This is a genomic window from Mesorhizobium sp. WSM3873 (assembly GCF_001672445.1).
Classification (GTDB): Bacteria; Pseudomonadota; Alphaproteobacteria; order Rhizobiales; family Rhizobiaceae; genus Mesorhizobium.
In genome coordinates this window covers 173270-195938 of record NZ_LYTM01000055.1, presented here as the reverse complement: position 1 = coordinate 195938, position 22669 = coordinate 173270, and the positions used below count along the sequence as shown (strand labels likewise).

23 protein-coding genes are annotated in these 22669 nt (G+C 64.6%); 8 read left to right on the top strand and 15 right to left on the bottom strand.

The window, feature by feature from the left end; genetic code table 11:
* Positions 1 to 149 precede the first annotated feature (149 nt).
* Complete coding sequence (locus tag A9K71_RS26960; protein WP_197504281.1) at positions 150 to 1025, bottom strand: LysR family transcriptional regulator; 876 nt, start codon at positions 1023 to 1025, stop codon at positions 150 to 152.
* A 125-nt stretch (positions 1026 to 1150) separates the two neighbouring features.
* Here A9K71_RS26960 and A9K71_RS26955 point away from each other — a divergent pair, with 125 nt between their 5' ends.
* Entirely contained in the window at positions 1151 to 1759 is a 609-nt protein-coding gene (locus A9K71_RS26955) for a short chain dehydrogenase (protein WP_067003105.1), read from the top strand.
* A 257-nt stretch (positions 1760 to 2016) separates the two neighbouring features.
* On the opposite strand, the gene A9K71_RS26950 is transcribed toward A9K71_RS26955, so the two are convergent.
* The 4 genes from A9K71_RS26950 to A9K71_RS26935 all read right to left on the bottom strand — a co-directional run bounded on the left by A9K71_RS26950 (position 2017) and on the right by A9K71_RS26935 (position 6085).
* Entirely contained in the window at positions 2017 to 3546 is a 1530-nt protein-coding gene (locus tag A9K71_RS26950) for a YifB family Mg chelatase-like AAA ATPase (protein ID WP_067003103.1), read from the bottom strand.
* Positions 3547 to 3691: 145 nt separating this feature from the next.
* Positions 3692 to 4633: a glutathione synthase gene (gene gshB, locus A9K71_RS26945; protein ID WP_067003101.1), complete on the bottom strand. Its 942-nt coding sequence runs from the start codon at positions 4631 to 4633 to the stop codon at positions 3692 to 3694.
* A 67-nt stretch (positions 4634 to 4700) separates the two neighbouring features.
* A complete protein-coding gene (locus A9K71_RS26940; RefSeq protein WP_067003099.1) occupies positions 4701 to 5075 on the bottom strand; it encodes a GtrA family protein in 375 nt (124 codons plus the stop codon).
* Entirely contained in the window at positions 5075 to 6085 is a 1011-nt protein-coding gene (locus A9K71_RS26935) for a glycosyltransferase family 2 protein (RefSeq protein WP_067003097.1), read from the bottom strand. Before A9K71_RS26935 ends, A9K71_RS26940 begins: the two co-directional genes overlap by 1 nt.
* 241 nt (positions 6086 to 6326) lie before the next feature.
* Here A9K71_RS26935 and A9K71_RS26930 point away from each other — a divergent pair, with 241 nt between their 5' ends.
* The 6 genes from A9K71_RS26930 to A9K71_RS26905 all read left to right on the top strand — a co-directional run bounded on the left by A9K71_RS26930 (position 6327) and on the right by A9K71_RS26905 (position 12190).
* Positions 6327 to 7676: an EAL domain-containing protein gene (locus A9K71_RS26930; protein WP_067003303.1), complete on the top strand. Its 1350-nt coding sequence runs from the start codon at positions 6327 to 6329 to the stop codon at positions 7674 to 7676.
* A gap of 154 nt (positions 7677 to 7830) precedes the next feature.
* Positions 7831 to 8598 (top strand): SDR family oxidoreductase, encoded by a 768-nt coding sequence (locus A9K71_RS26925; RefSeq protein ID WP_067003301.1) that lies wholly within the window; start codon positions 7831 to 7833, stop codon positions 8596 to 8598.
* Complete coding sequence (locus A9K71_RS26920; RefSeq protein WP_067003096.1) at positions 8595 to 9530, top strand: 2-dehydro-3-deoxygalactonokinase; 936 nt, start codon at positions 8595 to 8597, stop codon at positions 9528 to 9530. Before A9K71_RS26925 ends, A9K71_RS26920 begins: the two co-directional genes overlap by 4 nt.
* Positions 9527 to 10165 (top strand): 2-dehydro-3-deoxy-6-phosphogalactonate aldolase, encoded by a 639-nt coding sequence (locus A9K71_RS26915; RefSeq protein WP_067003094.1) that lies wholly within the window; start codon positions 9527 to 9529, stop codon positions 10163 to 10165. The genes A9K71_RS26920 and A9K71_RS26915 overlap by 4 nt, the downstream gene beginning before the upstream one ends.
* Positions 10165 to 11037: an SMP-30/gluconolactonase/LRE family protein gene (locus A9K71_RS26910; protein ID WP_067003092.1), complete on the top strand. Its 873-nt coding sequence runs from the start codon at positions 10165 to 10167 to the stop codon at positions 11035 to 11037. The genes A9K71_RS26915 and A9K71_RS26910 overlap by 1 nt, the downstream gene beginning before the upstream one ends.
* 94 nt (positions 11038 to 11131) lie before the next feature.
* The gene (locus A9K71_RS26905) at positions 11132 to 12190 is read left to right on the top strand and encodes a D-alanine:D-lactate ligase-like protein (protein ID WP_067003091.1); all 1059 of its coding nucleotides are present in this window, start codon (positions 11132 to 11134) and stop codon (positions 12188 to 12190) included.
* A 125-nt stretch (positions 12191 to 12315) separates the two neighbouring features.
* Here the strand turns inward: A9K71_RS26905 and A9K71_RS26900 are convergent, their stop codons facing one another.
* The 10 genes from A9K71_RS26900 to A9K71_RS26855 all read right to left on the bottom strand — a co-directional run bounded on the left by A9K71_RS26900 (position 12316) and on the right by A9K71_RS26855 (position 21986).
* Positions 12316 to 12603, bottom strand: a complete 288-nt coding sequence (locus A9K71_RS26900) for a DUF1330 domain-containing protein (protein WP_067003299.1) — start codon at positions 12601 to 12603, stop codon at positions 12316 to 12318.
* A 37-nt stretch (positions 12604 to 12640) separates the two neighbouring features.
* Positions 12641 to 13342, bottom strand: coding sequence for an orotidine-5'-phosphate decarboxylase (gene pyrF, locus A9K71_RS26895; RefSeq protein ID WP_067003089.1), 702 nt, complete (start codon positions 13340 to 13342; stop codon positions 12641 to 12643).
* The gene (locus tag A9K71_RS26890; protein WP_067003087.1) at positions 13342 to 13938 is read right to left on the bottom strand and encodes an NADPH-dependent FMN reductase; all 597 of its coding nucleotides are present in this window, start codon (positions 13936 to 13938) and stop codon (positions 13342 to 13344) included. Before A9K71_RS26890 ends, pyrF begins: the two co-directional genes overlap by 1 nt.
* 75 nt (positions 13939 to 14013) lie before the next feature.
* The gene (gene pmtA / locus A9K71_RS26885) at positions 14014 to 14619 is read right to left on the bottom strand and encodes a phospholipid N-methyltransferase PmtA (protein ID WP_067003085.1); all 606 of its coding nucleotides are present in this window, start codon (positions 14617 to 14619) and stop codon (positions 14014 to 14016) included.
* A 122-nt stretch (positions 14620 to 14741) separates the two neighbouring features.
* Positions 14742 to 15872, bottom strand: coding sequence for a molecular chaperone DnaJ (dnaJ, locus tag A9K71_RS26880; protein WP_067003083.1), 1131 nt, complete (start codon positions 15870 to 15872; stop codon positions 14742 to 14744).
* Between the two features lie 220 nt (positions 15873 to 16092).
* Positions 16093 to 18009, bottom strand: coding sequence for a molecular chaperone DnaK (gene dnaK / locus A9K71_RS26875; RefSeq protein WP_067003081.1), 1917 nt, complete (start codon positions 18007 to 18009; stop codon positions 16093 to 16095).
* A 390-nt stretch (positions 18010 to 18399) separates the two neighbouring features.
* Positions 18400 to 19398 (bottom strand): LLM class flavin-dependent oxidoreductase, encoded by a 999-nt coding sequence (locus A9K71_RS26870; protein ID WP_067003079.1) that lies wholly within the window; start codon positions 19396 to 19398, stop codon positions 18400 to 18402.
* Between the two features lie 3 nt (positions 19399 to 19401).
* On the bottom strand, positions 19402 to 19593 hold the full coding sequence (locus tag A9K71_RS26865; RefSeq protein WP_067003077.1) for a hypothetical protein: 192 nt from the start codon (positions 19591 to 19593) through the stop codon (positions 19402 to 19404).
* 79 nt (positions 19594 to 19672) lie between these two features.
* Complete coding sequence (locus A9K71_RS26860; RefSeq protein ID WP_067003075.1) at positions 19673 to 20842, bottom strand: AI-2E family transporter; 1170 nt, start codon at positions 20840 to 20842, stop codon at positions 19673 to 19675.
* A gap of 91 nt (positions 20843 to 20933) precedes the next feature.
* Positions 20934 to 21986 carry an LLM class flavin-dependent oxidoreductase gene (locus A9K71_RS26855; protein ID WP_067003073.1) on the bottom strand — a complete coding sequence of 351 codons (1053 nt, stop codon included), beginning with the start codon at positions 21984 to 21986 and terminating at the stop codon, positions 20934 to 20936.
* A gap of 226 nt (positions 21987 to 22212) precedes the next feature.
* Here A9K71_RS26855 and A9K71_RS26850 point away from each other — a divergent pair, with 226 nt between their 5' ends.
* Entirely contained in the window at positions 22213 to 22641 is a 429-nt protein-coding gene (locus A9K71_RS26850; RefSeq protein ID WP_067003068.1) for a DUF6481 family protein, read from the top strand.
* Positions 22642 to 22669 lie beyond the last annotated feature (28 nt).

Sequence of the window (22669 nt, the reverse complement as noted above, 5' to 3'; positions counted from 1 at the left end):
TTCTTCCTGATGGGTTGCATCGGCTGCTCCTCCATTGCCCTCGCCCCACAATGATGAGACGGAGCCGGGACCGGCGCAAATTGGTCTGGTGCTAGCCTCTTCCGCTTTACGCCAATTGCGGACTTCAGACCCATCCGCCATGAAATGAGCTAGTATGCCTCCCGCTCCCTGACATGCGCGAGCAAATGCCCAATGAAACGAGTAAGCTTTGGGAGCGGTCGTCGATCCGGTCGATGCACGATATGGACAGGGCGCGGTTCGGGCAAATAGGCTTGTAGGACTGAAACCAGCGCCCCGCTCGCCATATCCTGGGCCACCAGAACTTCGGGCTGCAGTAACAATCCCGCACCGGCCAGCGCAGCCATGCGCAATCCGTTGCCATCGTTGCATGTGAAAGACGGTGCGATCGGTGGCTGCACCTCATCCCAGCCTTTCAGTTTCCAGGCATTGCGGCTGTTCCATACCGTATGAGAGAGGCAGTGATGCGCGCCGAGATCGTGCGGGGTCTGCGGATAGCCATATCGGACCAGATAGTCCGGCGACGCACAGATCACCATGCGATACATCGTCAACGGTTTTGCTATGAGGTCGACATCACCCAGATCGCCGATGCGGATGGCCATATCAAATCCCTCGTCGATAAGATCGACGACGCGATTGCTTAGTTCCATCTCAATATGCACAAGCGGATAGGTCCGCTGGAACGTCGCGATCAGGGGAGCGATGACGCATGCGCCAAAGGTGATCGGAGCACTGACACGCAACGTGCCCGATGGCGATGCGCGCAGTCGTTCGATCGACGTTTCGGCCACGCGTATGTATTCGAGCGCGCGCTTTGAATCTTCGTAATAAACACGACCGGCATCCGTCAGTCCCTGGCGTCGTGTGGTGCGCTCAAGCAAGCGCGCGCCGAGGCTTTCTTCAAGCTGACGCACATATTTTCCAACCATGACGGCCGACATTTCGAGCCGCTGCGCAGCCTCGGTGAAGTTGCCTCCTTCCACGACGGCAACGAAGGTTTCCATGGCCCGTAGTCTATCCATATTGCTAACCACCAGTTCGCAAACAACGAAGTTGTGGCGCATTTATCACCGCAATGGTTCGGTGAATAGTAGCAACGCTTCAGCCTGAAATTAAAAAGGAATGTTCTATGAGGATCGTTGTAATCGGCGCCAGTGGCGATGTCGGTCGCTTCGTGGTGGAAGAGCTTGCGCGCGATGGCAGGCACGACATCATTCGTGTCGGTCGCACCCAGGGTGATCACCAGGTCGACATCGCTGATGATGAGAGCGTGGATGCGCTGTTCAGGAAAATCGGACGAGTTGACGCCATCACTGTTGCCGCAGGCAATGTCATCCTGGCGCCGATCGAAAAAATGACGGCGGCCGAGTTCCACACAGGCTTGCAGGACAAGCTGCTCAGTCAGGTGCGTGTTGCGCTGGTTGGTCAGCATTACCTTGCGGACGGAGGGTCGATCACGCTGACCTCCGGCATCGCCGTCGATGATCCGATTGCGCAAGGCTCCAATGCCGCAAGCTCCAATGCCGGGATCGAGGGGTTCGTGCGTGCCGCCGCCTGCGATTTCTCCAGAGGCATCCGCATCAATGCAGTCAGCCCGACGATGCTAACGGAATCGATGGACCGCTTTGGTCCGTTCTTCCCCGGTTATGAAAGCGTCTCGGGAACGCGTGTCGCAATGGCCTACAAACGCAGCATTGAAGGCGTGCAGACGGGGCGCGTGTATCGGGTCGGCCATTGAGCTGAAGGCCCGCGGCGCTCCAACTGCCGCGACAAATGCCTGAGCCTGGGTGTCGCGCGAGTCCGAATTTCGCGACACTCCGATCTTTCCTGAACGCTTCGAAGGCCCGAACGCTCTAAAGGGACGTCTGGCAGACGTCCTGCGACAGCCCATCCACGCTGCGCATCTCCTCGCAGCACATCGCCAACTGGCTGCGCCACAAGGTGTGCTCGGAGATCCAGGTCCGGGATTCGCTGCAGCGAAGCTCGCCAGGGACCTTACGCCGCCTGCGCCATGCGCTCCGCGCTCATGCGGTAGGAGATCGCCTCGGCGAGATGGATGCGGCCGACGGTTTCGCTGGCGTCGAGATCGGCGAGCGTCCGCGCGACCTTCAGCACGCGGTGATAGGCTCGCGCCGAGAAGGCGAGCTTTTCGCTGGCGTCCTTGAGCAGCGTCAGCCCGGCGGCGTCGGGCCTGGCGATCGCCTCGATGACCGAAGGCGGGCAGTGCGCGTTGGTGGTGGCCGCCGCACCCAGCCTTTCCAGCCGCTCGCGCTGCATGGCCCGGGCGCGCGCCACGCGCTGCGCCACCGCGGCGCTGGTCTCGGCCTTGTCCGGCCGGATCAGGTCGCTTGCCGAGACTGCCGGCACTTCGATCCTGAGATCGATGCGGTCGAGCAGCGGGCCGGAAATGCGCGCCTGGTATTCGGTGCGGCAGCGCTCGCCGCGCAGGCAGCGATAGCCCGGCTCGCCCGACATGCCGCAGCGGCACGGGTTCATCGCCGCCACCAGTTGGATGCGCGCCGGATAGGTGACGCGGTGGTTGGCGCGCGCGATCACGCAGTCGCCGGTCTCCAGCGGCTGGCGCAGCGCATCGAGCGTCTGCGGCGTGAATTCCGGGAACTCGTCGAGGAACAGCACGCCGTGATGCGCAAGCGACACTTCGCCCGGCCGCACGCGCAAGCCGCCGCCCACCATCGCCGCCATCGACGCCGAATGATGTGGCGCGCGGAACGGCCGTCGGTCTGTCAGCTTGCCTTCGCCGAGCTCGCCCGCCACCGACGCGATCATCGAGACTTCGAGCAGCTCCTTCGGCGCCAGCGGCGGCAAGATCGAGGGCAGCCTTTGCGCCAGCATCGACTTGCCCGAGCCCGGCGGTCCGACCATCAGGAGATTGTGGCCGCCCGCCGCCGCCACTTCCAGCGCCCGCTTGGCGCTTTCCTGGCCCTTGATGTCGGCAAGGTCCGGCAGATCGCGCGCGGCGACCTGGATGCCGGCCTCGGGACGCGACAGCACCTGGGTGCCGCGAAAATGGTTGGCGATGGCGATCAGGCTGCGCGGCGCCAGGATATCGAAATCCTTGCCGGCCCAGGCTGCCTCCGGCCCGCAGGCGAACGGACAGATCAGGCCTTTGCCTTCGGCGTTGGCGCCGATCGCCGCCGGCAGCGCGCCGGCGACAGCGGCAATGGTGCCGTCGAGCGACAATTCGCCGAGCACGACATAGCCGGCCAGCATATCGCCAGGAATGGCGCCGAGCGCGGCCATCAATCCGAGCGCGATCGGCAGGTCGTAGTGGCTGCCTTCCTTGGGCAGGTCCGCCGGCGCGAGATTCACCGTCACCTTCTTCGACGGCATCGACAGGCCGGAGGCATGAAGCGCGGCCTGCACGCGTTCCCGGCTCTCTGCCACCGCCTTGTCCGGCAAACCGACGATCTGCATCCCGACCTTGCCCGGCGCGATCATCACCTGGACATCGACCGGCACGGCCTCGATGCCCTGGAAAGCCACCGTGCGAACCCGCGCTACCATCTTGTCTCAAGCCCCCGGATACCGGCTCGCTCGCAGGTCCTGCGATCAGGCGGCGAGCGAGTTTGGTTTAGACAACCACAGATTTGCGGCTTAAGCAAGAACATTACCGGAACATACGGTCCCGCTCAGGGGCACCTGAGGGGCGCTACTTCCGCTTTCCTTCCACGCAGTCCCAGAACAGGGCAGCAATGTCCGCGCCGCCGAAGCGCCGCACCTCGCGCACGCCGGTCGGCGAGGTGACGTTGATCTCGGTCATGTAGTCGCCGATCACATCGATGCCGACGAGGATGAAGCCGCGTTCCCTGAGCGCTGGCCCGATGCGGGCGCAAATCTCGCGTTCGCGCTCCGTCAGCTCGGTCTTCTCGGCGCGGCCGCCGACATGCATGTTGGAGCGCGAATCGTGCTCGGCCGGCACGCGGTTGATGGCGCCCACCGGCTCGCCGTCGATCAGGATGATGCGCTTGTCGCCCTTGCGCACGTCCTTGAGATAGCGCTGCACGATATAGGGCTCGCGGAACAGCTGGCCGAACATTTCGAGCAGCGAGGCAAGGTTGCGGTCGGCCTCGTGCAGATGGAAGATGCCCGCCCCGCCATTGCCGTAGAGCGGCTTGACGATGATGTCGCCGAACTCCTTGCGGAAGGCGGCCACCTCCTGCGGGTCCTTGGTGATCAGCGTTTCCGGCATCAGGTCCGGGAATTCGGTGACGAAGATCTTTTCCGGGCTGTTGCGCACCCAGGCCGGGTTGTTGACCACCAGCGTCTTCGGATGGATGCGTTCCAGAATGTGGGTTGTGGTGATGTAGTTCATGTCGAAGGGCGGGTCCTGCCTCAGCAGCACCACGTCCATCTCCGACAGATCGGTGCGCACCGGCTCGCCCAGCGAATAATGGCTGCCCTTCTCGTCGCGCACCTGCATCTCCTCGGCGCGCGCGAACACCTTGCCGCCCCGCATCGACAGCCGGTCGGGCGTGTAGTGGAAAAGCTGGTGGCCGCGCCGCTGCGCTTCCAACGACAGCGCGAACGTGGTGTCGCCGGCGATCGACACCGTCGAGACATGGTCCATCTGGACGGCGATTTTCAACGGCATCTCGGGTCTCCGGCAATCTCTGTCGCCGATATAGGGAAATCGGCGGCTTCTGCCAATCGGCCAGAGATTATCGGTCGAAGACCAGCCGGGAATAGCCGACGAAGGACAGCGCCATCGCGACCAGCGAGGCGACCGTCAGCGCTGCCAGCGGCGCCAGGGAGGGCAGCGCGAACAGAAGGGCACAATAGATGAGATAATTGACGATGCTGGTGGCGACGCCGACGCCGCCGTAGCGCGCGCCCTCCTGCGCGATGCCTCGGCTCGACGGCGCAAAGGTCAAATGCCGGTTGATCTGCCAGGTGACGGTGAGCGCGAAGCCGATCGACAGCACGCGCGCGGCCAGCGGCCCGAGCGGCGTGACGGAAAGCAGCAGCCAGAGCGCGGCCGCATCGGCAACGAAGCCGATGCCGCCGGCAAGCACGAAGCGGCCAAGCCGGACCATCAGGCGGCTCGCGAGGCCTTGCCCGGCTCCCTCTTCGGGGAGGCCTCGCCGTTGAAGCCCGCGCGTCGCTCGATGCGGCCGGCAGGGATGGAAAGATAGAAGATGCGCTTCTGTTCGGCCCGGCCGCGCGACACCGAATCGAGGATCAGCCCGGTGACCATCGCCAGCATGGACAAGAGGAGCAGGCCAACGGACAGCACCCAGGTCGGCATGCGCGGAACAAGTCCTGTCTCGGCGAACTCGATCAGCACCGGGATCATCAGCCCGATGCTGGCCGCCAGGAAGAACAGGGCAAACGTGCCGAAGAAACGCAGCGGCTGCGTCTCCTTCACCAGCATGGCGAACATCCACAGGATCCTGGCGCCGTCGCGGAAAGTCGACAGCTTCGACGATGAGCCTTCCGGGCGGCGGCCGTAGTCGAGCGCCATCTCGTTCACCGGCAGCTTGAGCTGCGAGGCATGGACCGACATCTCGGTCTCGATCTCGAAGCCGCCGGAAACCGCCGGGAAGCTCTTGACGAAGCGCCGCGAAAAGACCCGGTAGCCGGAAAAGATATCGGTGAAATCGGCGCCGAACAGGCCCTTGTAGAGCCGGTTGAAGATGCGGTTGCCGAAGGCGTGGCCGGAGCGGCCGGCGTCGTCGGTGACGCCGCGCCGGGTGCCCACCACCATGTCCGAGCGCTCGGTCAAAAGCGTGTTGATCAGCTGCGGCGCATCTTCCGGCGCGTAGGTGCAGTCGCCGTCCGCCATCACATAGATGTCGGCGTCGATGTCGGCGAACATGCGGCGCACGACATTGCCCTTGCCCTGGCGCGGTTCGCGCACGACGACCGCGCCGGCCGCGCGGGCCCTGAGCGCGGTCAGGTCCTTCGAATTGTTGTCGTAGACATAGATCCTCGCGGAGGGCAGCGTCTCGCGGAAGCGCCGCACGACCTCACCGATCGTCAGCTCCTCATTGTAGCAGGGCAGGAGCACGGCGATCGCCGGCTCGTTGCGGACCTCGTGCGGCATGCCTGTCTCCGGTGCCCGAGCCCAGCCGACCAGCCGCGCCAATGCCGGCGTCTCCGGGCCGCTTTACTATTTATTGAAGCTGTTAATGCCCGGTTTAAGCCTCCACCGCCAAAGACCCTGGACCGCCAGGCGTGGCGCCAAGACCCTTTTCCGCATCTTCAGAAAATCGATTTTCCGATACCTTTCCTAAACGCTTTGCTGCCAGTCTGGTCACAAATTCCCCCGTCAGAACAGGAACATGATGCAAACGACGTTTGGCACCGGGCAGCCAGGCAGGGAAAACGCGGATCTGGCCTTCACCGATCCGCTGACCGGACTTGGCAACCATCGTCGCTTTTACGACAAGGTCGATCGCCTGATCAGCGACCGCGCCGACGATCCCGCGCCCTTCACCGTCGGCATTCTCGATCTCGATGGCTTCAAACCCATCAACGACCTGTTCGGCCACAAGGCCGGCGACGACATCCTGATCCAGGTGGCTATGCGCTTGCGTGCGTCGATGGATGGCTATTCGACCGTCTGTCGCATCGGCGCCGACGAGTTCGCCTTCCTCTACCCGATGGTGTTCAGCGAGGAGCAGGCCGCCGAAAAATCGCGCATGCTGATCGAGATCCTGTCGGCGCCCTATGATGTCGGCGAGCGCACCGCCAGATTGTCGGCTTCGGTCGGCTGCTCGCTGTTTTATTCCGGCGACGAGACCACAGAGATCCTGATCAACAAGGCCGAGACCGCGCTCTACCACGCCAAGCGCTCGGGCCGCGGCCGCGTCGTCGTCTACACACGCGAGATGGAGGAGGCCGCCAAGCGCGTCACCCGCATCGAGCAGGCACTGCGCCGCGCCGTCTCGGCCGGCGAGGTCGAGCCGCATTTCCAGCCGATCGTCGACCTCACCAGTCGCCGCACCATCGGCTTCGAGACGCTGGCTCGCTGGACCGACCGCGATCTCGGCATGGTGCCGCCGAGCGTGTTCATTCCCATCGCCGAGGAGCGCGGCATCATCGGCCCACTGTCGCAGCTGGTGCTGCGCAAGGCGACCGAGGCGGCGCGCAACTGGCCGAAGGACCTGTTTTTGTCCTTCAACCTGTCGCCCTCGCAGCTTGTCGACCAGAACACCGGCCTGCATATCCTGGCGATCCTCGACCGCACCGGCTTCGATCCGCGCCGGCTGGAGATCGAGATCACCGAAACCGGCCTGATGACCGACCCGGCTTCGGCCGAGAAGATCGTCGAGGATCTGCGCCGCGTCGGCATCCGCGTCTCGCTCGACGATTTCGGCACCGGCCAGTCCTCGCTCGGGCGCCTGCGCGAATTCCATTTCGACAAGCTGAAGATCGATCGCGCCTTCGTTTCCTCGATCCTCGACGACCGCCCCTCGGAACACATCATCCGTGCCATTCTCGCCATGTGCGAAGGACTCGGCATGGACGTTGTGGCCGAAGGCATCGAGGAGGAAGCGCAGGCCGACCGCCTCGTCCAGTTCGGCTGCGCGGGTGGCCAAGGGTACCTGTTCGGCAAGCCTGTCGATGCCGACGCCACGCTTGGCTATCTGCGCGATTCCTATCGCGGCGCGCTCCGCGCCAAGGCGATCTGATCAAGCCAACCCGCGATCCAAGCCCACCCGTCCGCGCCTCGCGGAAGCGCGGCTGCTATTTTGTCAGACATATTGCCGCCGAAATCGCCTTTTCACCCTTGCTCCCGAGGCCGGCATGGCTAGGATGCGCGCCGGCCAAAGGGAGACAGAAATTATGATGCCATCGGCGCGTTTCGCCGACCTCGACGGCGCCTCGGTGTTGATCACCGGCGGCGGTTCCGGCATCGGCGCGGCGCTGACCGAGGGCTTCATGCGGCAAGGCGCCAAGGTCGCCTTCATCGACATCGCCGACAAGCCCAGCACGGCGCTGGCCGACCGTCTGGAAAAGGAGCTTGGCCAGCGTCCGCTCTATCTCAAGACCGATCTGCGCGACGTCGAGGCGCTGCGCGCCGCGGCAGCGGAGGCGGCGAAAGCGCATGGCGATGTCACGGCGCTGGTCAACAACGCCGCGCTCGACGATCGCCATGAGGTGAAGGATGTCACGGTCGAGTTCTGGGACAACAACCTGGCCATCAACCTGCGGCCGCATTTCTTCACCGCCCAGGCGGTGGCGCCGGGCATGAAGCGCGCCGGCGGCGGCTCGATCATCAATTTCAGCTCCACGTCCTATCTTATCAACCATCCCGATCTGCCGGCTTACACCGCCGCCAAGGCCGGTATCCTCGGTCTCACCAAAGGCCTTGCCGGCAAGCTCGGCGCCGACGGTATCCGCGTCAACGCGGTTGCGCCCGGCTGGGTGATCACCGAACGCCAGCGCGAGCTTTGGGTCACCGAGGAGGCGCTTGCCGCCCATGTCGCCAAGCAATGCATCAAGCAGTCCATGCAGCCCGACGACATTGTCGGCACGGTGCTGTTCCTGGCGTCTGACGCCTCGCGCATGCTGACGGCGCAGATGCTGATCGTCGACGGAGGCGTGCTGTGAGCGGCGCGCCTGCGGTCGCCGCCCTCGACTGGGGCACGACCAGGCTCAGGGCCTGGCTGCTCGACGGCGCGGGTCAGCTGCTCGCCGAGCGGCGCGGCGACGACGGCCTGATCACCGCGCGCGAAAAGAGTTTTGCGACGGTGCTGGAAGGCCATCTCGCCGCCATGGGCGCGCCGGAGTCCCTGCCCGTCATCATCTGCGGCATGGCGGGTTCCCGCCAGGGCTGGATCGAGGCGCCCTACGTGACCGTGCCTGCCCCAATCGGCGCCATCTTGGCAGGGGCCGTCCGCATCGAAGGCGAGCGCCGCGACATCCGTATCGTGCCCGGCCTCGCCCAGCGCCTCGCCGACGCCCCGGATGTCATGCGCGGCGAGGAAACGCAACTTGCCGGCGCGAATCTGCCGGCAACGGGGCGCCACATCGTCTGCATGCCGGGCACCCATTCCAAATGGGTCGTGGTCGAGGACGGCGCGGTCGCCGGCTTCGGCACCTGGCCGACCGGCGAGTTGTTTTCGGTATTGGCCGCGCATTCGATCCTGAAACATTCGCTGGGGGAACATCCGGCACCGGTCACGGCGGATGGTCCGTTCTTCCGCCAGTGGTGCGAGCGGGCGCTGGGCGAAGGCGGCGACGTCACGTCAAAGCTGTTTGCGATCCGCGCCGCCGGGTTGCTGCAGGATTTGAAATCCGACGAGGCGGCGGCCTGTCTGTCCGGGTTGCTCATCGGCGGAGAAATCGCTTCGGCGAAGCGGCGCTACGGCGTCGGTGAAGCGCCCGTCGTGCTGATCGCTTCCGGCGCGCTGGCTTCGCTCTATGGCGCCGCTCTTGGCTTCGCCGGTCTTGCTTTTCGCGTCGTCGATGCGGATGAAGCGGTGCGCGCCGGCCTTGTCGAAGCCGCGCGCGAGAACCGCATGATCGGAGGCGACGCGTGACGCAGACAGCACCCTTTCCCAAACTGAAACGCGGGCTGGTCGCCATCTTGCGTGGCCTCAAGCCGACAGAGGCGATCTCAATAGGCCAGGCGATCTTCGACGCCGGCATCGAGGCGATCGAGGTGCCGCTCAATTCGCCGGAACCGTTTTCGTCGATCACCAGGATCGCGGAAGTCCTCCCCGAAACCGCACTGGTCGGCGCCGGCACGGTGCTGACGGCGGCCGATGTCGATGCCTTGCACAAGGCCGGCGGCCGGCTGCTGGTCAGCCCCAACATCGATGCCGATGTCATGGGCCGCGCCATGCAGTACGGCATGGTGACGATGCCGGGCGTGTTCACGCCCACCGAAGCCTTCCAGGCGATCAGGCTCGGTGCTTCGGCGCTTAAATTCTTCCCGGCAAGCGTGCTCGGCGCCGGCGGCATTTCGGCGATCCGCGCCGTGCTGCCGGCAACGGCGCTGATCGGCGCCGTCGGCGGCGTTTCGGACAAGGATTTTGCCGGCTACAAAGCCGTCGGCGTCAGCGTCTTCGGCTTGGGGTCGAGCCTCTATAAGCCGGGCGCCAGCGTCGATGAAGTGGCTGAGCGCGCCCGCGCCGCGGTCGCGGCCTGGGACGAAGCCTTCGGAGGGATTTGATGGACAGCGTTTCGGTCTTCAGCGATCACATTTGCCAGTTGGGGGAGGGACCGAGCTACGATCCCGGCACCGACACGCTGTTCTGGTTCGACATCGTCGATGGCAAGCTTCTGGAAAAGCCGCTCGCCGGCGCGCTGAAAATCCATGATCTCGGCGTGATGGCCAGCGCCATAGCCGTCATCGACGATGCCCGCCAGCTGATCGCCACCGAGATCGGCCTGCAGGTCCGCGATGTGGCGACCGGCAAGTTGACGCTGCACACGCCGATCGAAGCTGACAATCCGCTGACCCGCTCCAACGATTCCCGCGTCCATCCCTGCGGCGCGTTGTGGACCGGCACGATGGGCAAGGACGAGGGCAAGGGCGCCGGCGCGATCTACTGGTTCTTCAAGGGCGAGCTTCGCCGACTGTTCTCCGACATTACCGTGTCCAACTCGATCTGCTTTTCCGACGACGGGACGATCGCCTATTACACCGACACCGCGACCGGGCTTCTGATGCGCGTCGCTTGCGATCCGGCGACCGGCCTGCCGACGGGCGAGCCGAACATCTTCGTCGATCATCGTTCGCAAAAAGGCTATGTCGACGGCTCGGTCGTCGACCGCGACGGGGTGCTGTGGAACGCCGTCTGGGGCGGCAAGGCGGTGAAGGCGTATTCGCCGGACGGCATGCTGCTGCGCGAAATCCCGATGCCGGTAACCCAGCCTTCCTGCCCCGCCTTTGTCGGGCCGAACGCCGACCGCCTTGCGGTGACATCGGCATGGAAAGGCAAGGACGACAAGCAGCGCAAGCTCGATCCTCAGGCCGGCATGACCTTCCTGCTCGACATTCCGGTCCGGGGCCGCTTCGAGCCGCGCGTGCTGATCGCCTGAGCGGCTTGCGCATTATCGCTCGCTCAGGTCGGTTTCCTGAAAGCCGATTGCAACCGCCATGCGATGGTAGCACCAGACTTTTCTGGGAGCTTCCATGCCGAGCAACGGCCCGACGCTGATCCTTGTCCACGAGCCGGAGAAGGCTTGCTTCGACCGGCTGGTCGCCGACGGCTACCCGACGGAACGCGCAACCGAGATATCGTCCTATCTGGCGCAGTCGACCGACCTCGCGCCCGAATTCGGCCAGCTCGCCGCCGCTTGCGAAACGCGCGGCCTCACCTTGATGGCCGTCGAGCTGGACGACGCCGCGACCGTCTTGGCGAACGCCGATCCCGTCAAAACCCTGGTCTGGACGTTGACCGACGGCATCGCCTATTTCCGTGGCGGCGCTTCGCCTGCGCTGGCAAGGCTGAATGGACTGAGGACGATCGGCGCCGACGATTCGCTGTTCGCGCTCTGCCAGGACAAGTTCCGCTCCGGCGCCGTGCTCGGCGCGCTTGGCCCGCCGGTGCCGCCGGCCGGGCTGGCCCGAAATGGGAAATGGCTGGTCGAGCCGCCGGCCTCGTCCGCCGGCTGGTTCGTCAAACCAAACCGGCTCGGCGCCAAGATCGGCATTTGGCCGGATTCGCGCTGTCGCGATCTTGGTCATGCGCTGGAGCTCAGCCGGCGGGTCTTTGCGCATTATCGCGACGATGTCGTCGTCCAGCCTTATGTCGCCGGCCGCAATGTGCGGGCAAGCTTCCTCGGTCTGAAGCCGGATACCGGCGTCGAGGCGCTCGGCATCGCCTTCGTCGAGTCCGGCGGCGACTTCCAGACCATGGCCGACTCTATGGCGCTCTACGGCGATAGCGGCCAAGCCGCCAGGGACGCAGGCACCTATGCCGAGCCGGAACTCGAGCAGGTCGCCGCCAGCCAGCCGGCGGCCGATCGCGCGATCCGCGCCATCGCGCAGGAGCTGATCGCCGGGCTTGGCCTGAAGGACGTCTTCTCGGTCGATTTCAGGGTCGAGGCCGACGACACCATCCATCTCATCGAGTTCGAAGTCTGTCCCGGCCTGCCCTGCTTCGATTTCCGCGACTATTGCCGCAGGCAATGGGGCATGAGCCTGGCGGATGCGATGGCGGAGACGGCGACCAGCCGGCTGAGGGCATAAGCTTAGGGATTGGACCGGTCTGCGGCAGCGGAGCGGCTTTGAGACGCCGGCGAAGGATCGCTGCAAATCTTTATTCTGCGCCACCGCCTTCCATGATCATGTCAAGGCAGGACGATTCAGACGAACTAAACGCCCTCGACCAGCACGATCTCGCCATCGGCCACTTTCTGGCGAATGGCGACGGCGCGCTGATATTCCGGCGAGTGGTAGCAGTCATGCGCGGCGGCAAGCGATTGGAACTCGATGATCACGTTGCGCGCGCGGCCGGGCCCCTCGGCTTTCTCATGCTCGCCGCCACGCGCCAGGAATTTCGCGCCGAAGCGCTCGAAAGCCGGTTTGGCGGCGGCGACATAGTCCTTGTAGCCTTCCGGGTCGCGCACATCGACGCGGGCAACCCAATATCCCTTTGGCATCATTTTCTCCTGTTTCGGTTCGCAAACGGGATCGGCCTTATGCCGAGCACATTTCGGCCAAGATAGCCTCGGCCGCCGCCCGCCGATCCGGCGCCTTGACGATCGGCCGGCCGACGACAAGGTGGCTGGAGCCGTTGCGGATCGCCTGCGCCGGCGTCACCACACGCTTCTGGTCGCCATGGGCGCTGCCGCTCGGCCGTATACCCGGCGTGACCACGGCCATGTCGGGACCGACGATCCGGCGCACGGTTTCGGCTTCCTCGGCCGAGCAGACGATGCCGCCCATGCCGGCATGCAGCGCCTGTTCGGCGCGCCGCAGCACCAGCGTGTGCGGATCGTATTCATAACCGGCATCGATCATGTCCTGCTCGTCCATCGAGGTCAGCACGGTCACCGCGAGCAGGCAGAGATCGCTGCCTTTGGCTGCTTCCACCGCCGCCTGCATAGCCTTGGGATAGGCATGCAGCGTCAGCATCGAGATCCCCATCCTGACGATATTCTCGACCCCCTTGGCCACCGTGTTGTCGATATCGAGCAGCTTCATGTCGAGGAAGACCTTGGTGCCGCCGCTGGCGAGCTCGCGCGCGAAATCGAGCCCGCCGGCAAAGGCGAGCTGATAGCCGATCTTGTAGAAAGAGACGCTGCCTTCGAGCTCGCGCACCGTCTGTTCGGCTTCTTTCAGCGTCGGCACGTCGAGGCCGACGATCAGCCTGTCGCGCATGGTCTCGACCGGATGCATCAGACCTCGATCCTCACGGACAGCATGCGCGAGGTTTCGATCAGTGTACGGCATAGGCGCTCCATCGATTGATGCAGTCTGGCGTCGCGGAATTGTCCGTCCTCGGCGAAGGCTTCATCGGCGCCGGAAACCGAGCATTCCGGCGTGATCACTTCCATCTGGCAGCGCACCAGCACCGCGCGCAGATGGTTGATGCAGCGTATGCCGGCAAACTTGCCCTCGGAGGAGGAGCAGAGCGCGACGGGCTTGCCGTAAAGCGGCCTGAACGAGCGGCTGCCGTCGCGCCGGAGCCGGCTCACCCAGTCGATGGAATTCTTCAAGAGCGGCGGGATCGAGCCGTTATATTCAGGCGTCGCGATCAGCAGCCCGTCATGGGCGGATATCTGATGCCCGAGCTTCACGGCATTCTCGGGAATGCCTTTGTCCTTCTCAAGATCCTCGTCCATGATCGGCAGCGGATAGTCGCCGAGCGAGATGCGGGTCACCTCCGCACCCTGCATGGCGAGTTCCTTTTGCGCCACATCGGCCGTCCGGCCGCTGAAAGCGCCGGTGCGGACCGAGCCTGCGAAGACGAGGATTCTTGGGATTACTGCCATCGGCCACCTGTCGAACGACGTATAGGCCGAAGAGCGATCAATCCCCAAGCGCTTTCGATGGCCAAGCGCTTTCGGTCAACATGCCTCGCGCCGGTAGATCCACAGCTGCGTCGGCGGAATGTTGCGGATGATGAAATCGAAATGCTTGACCGTGTAGTCGCCGCGGCCGGGCGGAATCGGCGAGAGCGGGCCGTAGGTCAGCTGCACGATCGGCCGGCCGACGGGAATGCGGTCGAGCAGGCTTTCGATGTAGGCGATGCGCTGGGCGACCGGGAAATTGAGCAGCGGCACGCCGGAGACGACCGAATCGAACACCAAGTCGCGCTTGTCGCCGAGTGTTGCGTCGAGGTTGAAGGCGTCGCCCTCGATGACGTTGACGCGCGGATAGAGCCGGCGCAGATGGCGCACGAAATCGGTCGAGTATTCGATCGCGTAGAGGTTCTCCGGCTTCACGCCCTGGGCCAGGATGGCACGGGTGATGACGCCGGTGCCGGGGCCGACCTCCAGCACCGGCAGGCCCGATTTCGGGTTGACGATCGAGGCCATCTTGCGGGCGGTGACGGAACTGGTGGGAACGATCGAGCCGACAGCTTTCGGCTTGTCGATCCAGCCTTTGAAGAACTTCAGCTCGTCGTCGAATTTTTCCGTCAGCGCTTTGCGCAACCCGGGACCACGTGCCATGCGAGCTCTCCTCAACGCTCCCCGACTCGCTACTTAGCAGCTAGGTGGAACAAGGCAAGGCAAGATCTGGCATAAGATGTTGATGACGTTGAGGCAGCGCGTCAACCCCTGCCGCATCCCACTCAGGGTTCGCCGAAGGATTCGAAAAAGTCCTTCATGCGGGCGAAGAAGCCGCTCGACTGGGGCGAATTGTCCTTCGAGGAGAGCTGCTCGAACTCTTCCAGGAGCTCGCGCTGGCGCCGCGACAGGTTCTGCGGCGTCTCGACCGCGGTCTGGATGTAGAGATCGCCGACATTGGGCTGCCGCAGCACCGGCATGCCCTTGCCTTTCAGCCGGAACTGGCGGCCGTTCTGGGTGCCTTCCGGCACTTTCACCTTGGTCTGCGTGCCGTCGAGCGTGGTGACCTCGAACGAGCCGCCGAGGGCGGCGGTCGTCATCGAGATCGGCACCTTGCAGTAGAGGTCGGCGCCGTCGCGCTGGAAGAATTCGTGCGGCTTGACGGCAAGGAAGATGTAGAGGTCGCCCGAGGGGCCGCCGCGCAGGCCGGCCTCGCCCTCATTGGCAAGCCGGATGCGGGTTCCGTCCTCGATGCCGGCCGGGATGTTGACCGACAGCGAACGCTCCTCGGTGACGCGGCCCTGGCCGGCGCATTTCGGGCAGGGGTCCTTGATCGTCTGGCCGCGCCCCTGGCATTGCGGGCAGGTGCGCTCGATCGAGAAGAAGCCTTGCGTTGCCCGCACCTTGCCATGGCCGTGGCACATCGCGCAGGTGACCGGCTGCGTGCCGGGCTTGGCGCCGCTGCCGGAGCATTCCGAACAGGAAATCGATGCCGGCACGCGGATCTGCGCCGTCTTGCCCAAAAACGCCTCTTCCAGCGAGATTTCCATGTTGTAGCGCAGGTCGGCCCCGCGCTCGCGGCCGCCCGACGAGCGGCGCTGGCGGCCACCCATCATGTCGCCGAAAATGTCTTCGAAGATGTCGGCGAAGCCGCCGGCACCGAAGCCGTGCGCGGCGCCGTTCATGCCGCCCTGCTCGAAGGCGGCGTGGCCGAAACGGTCGTAGGCCGCGCGCTTCTGCGGGTCCTTCAGCGTCTCGTAGGCTTCGTTGATTTCCTTGAACTTGTGCTCGCAGGCATGGTCGCCGGGGTTGCGGTCGGGATGGAACTGCATGGCGAGCTTGCGGAAAGCGCTCTTCAGCTCCTTGTCGTCGGCGCCTTTTTGCACGCCCAGCGTTTCGTAGAAATCAGCTTTCATTTTTTCCCGCTGTCCGGATGCTCAATGTCTTCAAGCATTGTCGCGTCGTCGCCGGCACGTTGTTCGATTTAGGAGCGATGTTGCCCGGATGCCAGAGCCGAGCCGGGCTCACCGGTGTTTTTCCGTCAATTTTTGGGCCAGGTCCGCACTTTTTCGGTGAAGGTTGCAAAAAAGCCCGGCCTTGCGCCGGGCTTTTCGCATTATTTGGCCGTCAGCCGGCTCAGGCCGACTTCTTCTTGTCGTCGTCTTCGTCGATTTCCTCGAAGTCGGCGTCGACCACGTCCGAATCCTTGGCGGCGTCCGCCTTGGCGTCGGCTTCGGCCGCTTCCTTCTGCGAGGCCTCGTACATGGCCTGGCCAAGCTTCATCGAAGCTTCGGCGAGCGACTGCGACTTGGCCTCGATATCGGCCACGTCATCGCCTTCGGCTGCGGTTCTCAGCGCCGCAATCGCGTCGGCGATCGCGGTGCGGTCGGCCTCCGAGACCTTGTCGCCATAATCCTTGAGCGACTTCTCGGACGAGTGCACCAGCGATTCGGCCTGGTTGCGGGCCTCGACGAGGGCGCGGCGCTTCTTGTCGGCCTCGGCATTTGCCTCGGCGTCCTTCACCATCTTCTCGATGTCGGCATCGGACAGACCGCCCGAAGCCTGGATGCGGATCTGGTGCTCCTTGCCGGTGCCCTTGTCCTTGGCCGAGACGTTGACGATGCCGTTGGCGTCGATGTCGAAGGTGACCTCGATCTGCGGCACGCCGCGCGGAGCGGGCGGAATGCCGACCAGGTCGAACTGGCCGAGCAGCTTGTTGTCGGCCGCCATCTCGCGCTCGCCCTGGAAGACGCGGATGGTGACCGCCGACTGCGAATCCTCGGCCGTCGAGAATACCTGGCTCTTCTTGGTCGGGATCGTGGTGTTGCGTTCGATCAGCCTGGTGAACACGCCGCCTAGCGTCTCGATGCCGAGCGACAGCGGGGTCACGTCGAGCAACAGCACGTCCTTCACGTCGCCCTGCAGCACGCCGGCCTGGATGGCGGCGCCGAGCGCGACGACCTCATCCGGGTTGACGCCCTTGTGCGGCTCCTTGCCGAAGAACTGCTTCACGATCTCCTGGATCTTGGGCATGCGGGTCATGCCGCCGACCAGCACCACTTCGTCGATCTCGCCCGCCTTCAGGCCGGCATCCTTGAGCGCCGCCTTGCAGGGGTCGATGGTGCGCTGCACGAGGTCCTCGACCAGGCTCTCGAACTTCGCCCGGGTGAGCTTCATCGTCAGGTGCTTCGGCCCGCTGGCGTCGGCAGTGATGAAGGGCAGGTTGATCTCGGTCTGCGTCGTCGACGACAGCTCGATCTTGGCCTTCTCGGCCGCTTCCTTCAGGCGCTGCAGGGCGAGCTTGTCGGCCTTGAGGTCGATGCCCTGTTCCTTCTTGAACTCGGCCGCCAGGTACTCGACCAGGCGCATGTCGAAGTCCTCGCCGCCGAGGAAGGTGTCGCCATTGGTCGACTTCACTTCGAAGACGCCGTCGCCGATCTCGAGCACCGAAATGTCGAACGTGCCGCCGCCAAGGTCATAGACGGCGATGGTCTTGCCGTCCTTCTTCTCCAGACCATAGGCAAGTGCGGCAGCCGTCGGCTCGTTGATGATGCGCAGCACTTCGAGGCCGGCGATCTTGCCGGCGTCCTTGGTCGCCTGGCGCTGGGCATCATTGAAATAGGCCGGAACGGTGATGACCGCTTTCTCGACCTTCTCGCCGAGATAGGCTTCCGCCGTTTCCTTCATCTTCTGCAGGATCATGGCCGAGATCTGGCTGGGCGAAAGCTTCTTGCCGCCTGCCTCGACCCAGGCATCGCCATTGTCGCCCTTGACGATCTTGTAGGGGACAAGCTTCTTGTCCTTCTCCGTCACCGGATCGTCATAGCGGCGGCCGATCAGGCGCTTGACCGCGAAGATGGTGTTTTCAGGATTGGTGACCGCCTGGCGCTTGGCCGGCTGGCCGACGAGGCGTTCGCCATCGCTGTTGACGGCGACGATGGAAGGGGTCGTGCGCGCGCCTTCCGCATTCTCGATAACCTTTGGCTCCTTGCCGTCCATGATGGCGATGCAGGAGTTGGTGGTTCCGAGGTCGATACCGATTACTTTTGCCATTGTTCTAGTCTCTCCTCTAAGCAGGCTCTCAGGACCCTGATAAGGCGTTCCGACGAAAGCCCCTGTTCACAAGAAATTCCGCCACGGTCCCCGGGTTTTCAAGGCCGGGCGGTTGGCGCGTATATAAGAACAGGCGGCACGAGGCGCAAGCATCCTGCGCAACGCATCCACCAAGCCGATCGCCTGCCGGGAACGGTGCTAAATCGCCAATTTTGCGGCCGATTTGCCGCCCGATACGCCCGGACCGAGGTAAATCCGGCGCGGGCAAAAACGTCGCAGTCGCCATGATCCGGGCGTGAATGCCTGCGAACGGAGTTGCGCGGAGCTTCAGAAAGATGTGTTTTCCGCCGGCGATCGCTCTTTCGCCCCGGCTGACAGGCGGCCCAGCGGTCAGGCCGCTTGCGACATCGATCTGTGCACGTCTGCCAGGATCTCGAAGGAGCGCACCCGCGCGGTGTGGTCGAACATCTGCGCCGTCACCATCAATTCGTCGGCGCCGGTGCGGCGTACGAAGGCGTCGATGCCCTGGCGGACCGTCTCCGGCGACCCGACGACGGCACAGGACAGCGCCTGGGCCAGCATGGATCTGGCGACGGGATCGAGATCTCGGTCGTAGGTTTCGACCGGCGGCGGCAGCTGGCCGGGCCGGCCGCTGCGCAGATTGACGAAGGCCTGCTGCAGCGAGGTGAACAAAAGCTTCGCCTCGGCATCGGTGGGTGCCGCAAAGACATTGAGGCCGAGCATCACATAAGGCTTGTCGAGCTGCGCCGACGGCTGGAAGCGGGTGCGATAGACCTCCAGCGCGTGGTCGAGTTCGGCCGGCGCGAAATGCGAGGCGAAAGCATAGGGCAGCCCAAGCAGCGCCGCGAGCTGCGCGCCATAGAGGCTGGAGCCAAGGATCCAGACCGGCACGTCCTGGCCTTCGCCCGGCACCGCGCGGATGCGCTGGCCTTCCTCGGCCGGCTGGAAATAGCCCATCAGCTCGACCACGTCCTGGGGGAAGTTGTCGCTGGCCTCCAGGTTGCGGCGAAGCGCCCGCGCCGTCATCATATCGGTGCCTGGCGCGCGACCGAGGCCGAGATCGATGCGGCCGGGGAAAAGTGCTGCCAGCGTGCCGAACTGCTCGGCAATCACCAGCGGCGCATGGTTGGGCAGCATGATGCCGCCGGCGCCGACGCGGATAGTCTTGGTGCCGCTGGCGACATGGGCGATGACAACCGACGTCGCGGCACTGGCAATGCCCGGCATGTTGTGGTGCTCGGCGAGCCAGTAGCGCTTGTAGCCAAGCCGCTCGGCATGGCGGGCAAGGTCGAGCGAATTGGCCAGCGACCGCGAGGCATTGTTGCCTTGCGTGATCGGCGACAGGTCGAGAACCGAAAGGGCCGTCATTGGTCAGGTCTCCGCGATTTGCTTCTGCCGCAACCGGGCCTCGAATTCGGCGCGGTCGGGAATGACGATGGCGAACTGGCCTTCCAGCACGTCGGCGAGTCCGGTCGCCGAGGCGATTTCCCGCTGCTCGCTGCGGCCGCCGAGATGATGGATAGACAGGCGGTTGTTGCGCAGCGCGAGATCGAAGTCATTCATGCAGGCGGGTCCGGCTAGACCGGACCGATATAGGCACTCGCCATGGGCGCCGCAAACAGCCGGCCGGACAGGCCAGGCCTCACGCGCCGGATTTGTGGTTGTTATCGCCGGCCTCGTCGTCGATCGCCATGGTCTGCTGCGCGGCGAGGAAATTGCCGACATGGCTGAGGCCATCGAAATGGTCGCAGAACACCTTGATGACCACCAGCAGCGGCACCGCCATCAGCGCGCCGACGAAACCCCAGAGCCATGACCAGAAGGCGATGGCGATGAAGATCGCCACCGCGTTTATCTCGAGCCGCCGGCCGACCACCGTCGGGGTCACGAACTGGCCCTCGACGATGTCGCACAACAAAACGAAGGCGGGTGCCAGCAACGCGTAGGGGATCGTATCGAAGCTGATCAGCGCGATGATCGTGACCAGCAGCAAGGTGATCAGCCCGCCGACATAGGGCAGGAAGTTGAGCAGCGCCGCGGCCGCGCCCCAGACCTGCGGGTTCGGCATCCCAAGTCCCCAAAGGCCAAGTCCGATCACCGTGCCGAGGCCGGCATTGATGGCCGCCACGGTAAGCAGGTAATGGGAAATCTCGTGCTCGACGTCATAGACGATGCGCAGCGCGCGCTTCTTGTCGCTGAGGTGGGCGAAGGACTGGACGATCTTCTCGTAGAACAAGGTGCCGGAGGCGAGCAGGAACAGCGACAGCACGAAGACGAGGGTGATGCTCGTGCCGGCTCCCAGAATGTTGCTGGCCGCCGTCGACAGGATGCCGGACGGCGCCAGCGCGACCTTCTGCACACCCGGTTCCTGCGATGTCTCGGTCAGGGCCTGCAGTTGACGCGAGAGATCCATGACCCTCTCGAGCGGACGCTTGAAAGGCGCCAGCCGCTCGGTGAGTTGCTCGCCGATCGAGTAGCTGTTGTTGATGAGGTCGATGACCGGGCCGCTGAGCAGGTAACCGGCGCTGGCGAAGACGAAGAGGGACAGCAACACCAACAGTGTCGCGGAGGCCACCTCGGGGATGCCGCGCTTGCGCAGGAAGCGCACGATCGGGGTCAGCGTCAGCGCCAGCAGGAAGGCGAGGATCACCGGCATGAAGAAGGCGCGGGCGAAATAAAGCGCGGCGATCGTTATCAGCACGAAGATGCCGATCAGCAGCAATCGAATCAGGCGCAATTCGGCGCGGGCGCTGGCGCGCTCGTCCGGGCTTTCGGCAACGTTCGAACCCGAAGCGCTCGTTTCGACCTTCATCCGTTCCCTCGCGATCGCCGAGGAAAACGTACGCGCCGCCGCCAAGGTTCCTTAGCCGGCGGTGAGGGCGCATCTTGCCGGGCAGGCGTCCTCAGGCGACGGGCGCCGGCGCGGCCTTCGCCGTTTCCTTGCGCACGACCGGCGCCACTTTGGTGCCGTAGAGCTCGATCGCCTTCATGACCTTGGCATGCGGCATCGTGCCGATCGCCATCTGCAACAGGAAGCGGTCGTTGCCGAAGATCTTGTGCTGGGCGACGATCTTTTCCGCCACCTGTTCGGGATCGCCGACGAACAGCGCGCCGTTCGGCCCGCGCGACTGATCGAAATGCGCCCGCGAGGTCGGCCCCCAGCCGCGCTCGCGGCCGATGCGGTTCATCACCTCGGCCTGCGGTGCGTAGAAATCGTCGGCCGCCTTCTCGGTCGTCTCGCCGACGAAGCCATGCACGTTCAAGCTGGTCGCGAGCGAGGCGGGATCGTTGCCGGCGCGCCTTGCCGCCTCGCGATAGATCTCGAACAGCGGCGCGAAGCGGGCCGGCTCGCCGCCGATGATGGCAAGCGCCAGCGGCAGGCCGAGCACGCCGGCGCGGGCGGCGGACTGCGGCGTCCCGCCAATGGCGATCCAGATCGGCAGCTTGTCCCGGAAAGGTCGGGGATAGACGCCGCGGCCGTTGATCGGCGCGCGCAGCTTGCCCTGCCACGTCACCTTCACCTGGTCGCGGATGGCAAGCAGGAGATCGAGCTTCTCGGCGAAGAGCTCGTCATAGTCCTCGAGATTGTAACCGAACAGCGGAAACGATTCGATGAAGGAGCCGCGCCCGGCCATGATCTCGGCGCGGCCGCCGGACAGAAGGTCGAGCGTCGCGAACTGCTGGAAGACCCGCACCGGATCGTCGGAAGAAAGCACCGTGACCGCGCTGGTGAGCTTGATCCGCTTCGTCCGCTCCGCGGCCGCGGCCAGCGCCACGACCGGCGCCGAGGCTGCATAGTCGGGGCGATGGTGTTCGCCGAGGCCGAACACGTCGAGACCGACCTGGTCGGCCAGCTCGACCTCCTCGATCAGGTTGCGCAGCCGTTCGTGCGGGCCGATGGCGCCGGGGCCCGGCTCCGGGCTGACATCCGCGAAAGTGTAGAGGCCAAGTTCCATTTTCATGCATCCTGATGCGCCGCTTGGGCGTTGATTGTTGGCGCTAGAGGTAGCGACCGGCCCCCAGAGCCGCCAGAGGCGCGATTTGTGAACAGTGCATCGCGCCGCGACGACGTATCCCGACGGCAACAGCCCAGATTTTCATGGCTGGCATACCGTTTTGGCGCTTGAACTCACCGCTTTCGCGCGTATGTAAGCGTCGCGAATTGACTTCAGGGAAGTGGACTTGGCTATTTACAGGGAAAAAGACATATTCGAGCGGCGCAACGCCGCGAACGAGGCAAAGAAGGCGCTCCTGGAGCGCTTCAAGTCAAAGCCGGCGGCGGACGATCCAGCGGTTCTGGCGCGTCAGGCGGAACGCAAGGCGATCCTCGAGGCCCGTGCGGTCCGCGAGGCCGAGAAGGCCCGATTGAAGCAGGAAAAGCTGGCGCGCGAAGCGGCCGAGAAGGCTGAACGCGAGGCAGTGGCCGAAGCGGCCCGTATTGCTGCCGAAGAGGCAGCGGCTGCCGAGGCCAAGATCCGCGAAGCCGAGGAAACCGAACGCATCGCCCGCCTGCTCGCCGAGGAGGCCGAACGCAAGGCCAAGCGCGATGCGCGCTACGCCGCCCGCAAGGCGCGCGTCGGTCGCACGCCTCCTGGCTTCTCGGCCCGCTAGGTTCGAGTTCGTTCGAAAAATGAATCAG